The organism is Xenorhabdus sp. PR6a (assembly GCF_028599065.1).
Classification (GTDB): domain Bacteria; phylum Pseudomonadota; class Gammaproteobacteria; order Enterobacterales; family Enterobacteriaceae; genus Xenorhabdus; species Xenorhabdus doucetiae.
Genome location: NZ_JAQRFJ010000144.1, coordinates 1 through 1,874, shown reverse-complemented (window position 1 = coordinate 1,874; position 1,874 = coordinate 1). Strand labels below are relative to the sequence as shown.

General features: G+C 43.4%; 4 protein-coding genes and 1 pseudogene. 3 read left to right on the top strand and 2 right to left on the bottom strand.

The window, feature by feature from the left end:
• Window positions 1-355, top strand: a pseudogene (locus PSI15_RS17860) (RHS repeat domain-containing protein); the annotation flags it as partial.
• Between the two features lie 4 nt (window positions 356-359).
• Window positions 360-689 carry a hypothetical protein gene (locus PSI15_RS17855; RefSeq protein ID WP_273584685.1) on the top strand — a complete coding sequence of 110 codons (330 nt, stop codon included), beginning with the start codon at window positions 360-362 and terminating at the stop codon, window positions 687-689.
• 84 nt (window positions 690-773) lie between these two features.
• On the opposite strand, the gene PSI15_RS17850 is transcribed toward PSI15_RS17855, so the two are convergent.
• Together PSI15_RS17850 and PSI15_RS17845 are read right to left on the bottom strand one after the other, a co-directional pair.
• Window positions 774-1,094, bottom strand: a complete 321-nt coding sequence (locus PSI15_RS17850; RefSeq protein ID WP_273584684.1) for a SymE family type I addiction module toxin — start codon at window positions 1,092-1,094, stop codon at window positions 774-776.
• 84 nt (window positions 1,095-1,178) lie between these two features.
• Window positions 1,179-1,589 (bottom strand): helix-turn-helix domain-containing protein, encoded by a 411-nt coding sequence (locus PSI15_RS17845; protein ID WP_273584683.1) that lies wholly within the window; start codon window positions 1,587-1,589, stop codon window positions 1,179-1,181.
• A 123-nt stretch (window positions 1,590-1,712) separates the two neighbouring features.
• Between PSI15_RS17845 and PSI15_RS17840 the strand changes: the two genes are divergently transcribed.
• A partial coding sequence (locus PSI15_RS17840) for a CHC2 zinc finger domain-containing protein (RefSeq protein WP_273584686.1) occupies window positions 1,713-1,874 on the top strand: 162 nt, incomplete at its 3' end.

The following is a 1,874-nucleotide window of genomic DNA, read 5'->3' as shown; positions in this document are numbered from 1 at the left end:
GGGATTGGCGGGTAAAGATTGTTCTCTTCCTGAAATAAAAGGTACTCAGACTGGATTCAAAAATCCACATCAAATTGACAGCATGAAGAAGGATATGCTGGATGGTAACTACGACTTTACGTTAGATAAAAATAGAATTTCTGTAATTATTGATAATAAAGGTGTTTATCATGTTTCGGATGGGCATCATCGAATGACTGCTGCAATGGAAATACATAAAACAACTGGAAATGATAAATATATCAGAGAATTGTTAAATAATGCTAAGAAGGACAGACAAAATACAGTTCCATCTTCGCGGCCTATGCCATCAAGAAATTGGTGGGGAGCATTAAGAAATAAATGGGGATTTTAAATTGATGGACAAAATAACTATATATAGTGAAATGCTTAATATAGCTTTGTCTTATATAAGGAATATTCAAACATTTTCAGCGTATAAAAAAGCGTTTGATAAGACTTGTTATCAAGAAGCAGAATTACTACATGATATTGTAAAGTCGCTATCTCAGCCTGAAATGACCGAGCACGACGTGTTTTTTTTAAATAATCATGCCCGCTACTATCTAGAGAATGCTAGTCCTAAGTATTACAATAATTATAGCTCGCATAAAAAAAACATTAAGTTGCTATTTAAGTTGGTTCCTGACCATTTGAAAAATCAGCTTGAATGGAATGGCCCAGAATAATATTTTGTAGTAATTAAATTTAGCCGGAAAGATCCCCGTGATCTTCCGGCTTTGTTCTTTTTAAGAGCGGCTCACACCCTGCCCTTAGCGGCTTTTGTAGTCCCCAATCAGCTCCCGCATCCGCAGCTTAATTTCACTGATTTGCTCGCGCTGGCGCTGGTATTGCTGTTTGAGGCTGTTCGTCTCGTCACTGTCGGGGATCAGCACCAGACAGCCGTCCATGATCTTCACCGTGACCGAGCCGCCAATATCAAACCCCGCCTGTTTAAGCCATTGTCCCTTAAGGTGTATCGCGGGCGGGGCACTGGCCTTGTCATTTTGCGGCACGTATCCCACGGTGTAATAACGTTCTGTTTTGGCAGCTTTATTTTGAGCACGGTTTTGCTTAGAATGCGCCTTAGCCATCATTCAACTCCTAGTCAGTTGGTTGTGGTGAGCGGCGTTGCAGTGTTGCTGCACTACAGCGCCGCGTTAAAAACATGATTCTCTTTAGTTGCCCTTCGCCTGCTCAACCGGACGCATCGCAGATTCAACCCTGCTCTTCATAATCACCGCATCAATCAGCTTAATCACGGTCTCCTGCTCTTCCGGCTGGCACGCCTCAAGCGCTTTGAACCGTTCGATTAGCCGCGTGTTACTCAGTGGTAATTGCTCGTCTGACGAACCTAATAATAAATAATCAATCGATGTGGTAAATAACTCAGCCAGTTGTATCAATTTATCCGCAGGCGGGATGTGCATCCCGGATTCGTACTTGTTGTACTGCGAAAGCTGTAATCCAATCTGTGAGGCAACTTCTTTCTGGGTTCTGCGTTGTTGATTACGTAATGCCTTGAGTCGTTTGCCAAATGCCCGGCGCTGTTCTTCGGTCTGCATAATTTCATCTGTCATATCAGCCATAAAATGCTCCAGAGTATAAGGCGCGTTCTTAAAACGACTTGCTTTACTATCGTATTGCGATTATATAATATATCGCATGGCGAATCAAAATAAATCTTGACAGGTTTTTAAAGGAATAACGATATGGCTCGCATTCCCGACGCAGAATTACAGCACCTGAAAGCCGCCGTCTCCTTAGTTGCCGTTATCGAGCAGCAGGGGCGGAAGTTAACCCCGCGCGGCAAGGACATGACCGTGCTGTGCCCGTTCCATCAGGAGAAAACGCCCTCGATGGTGATCACCCCG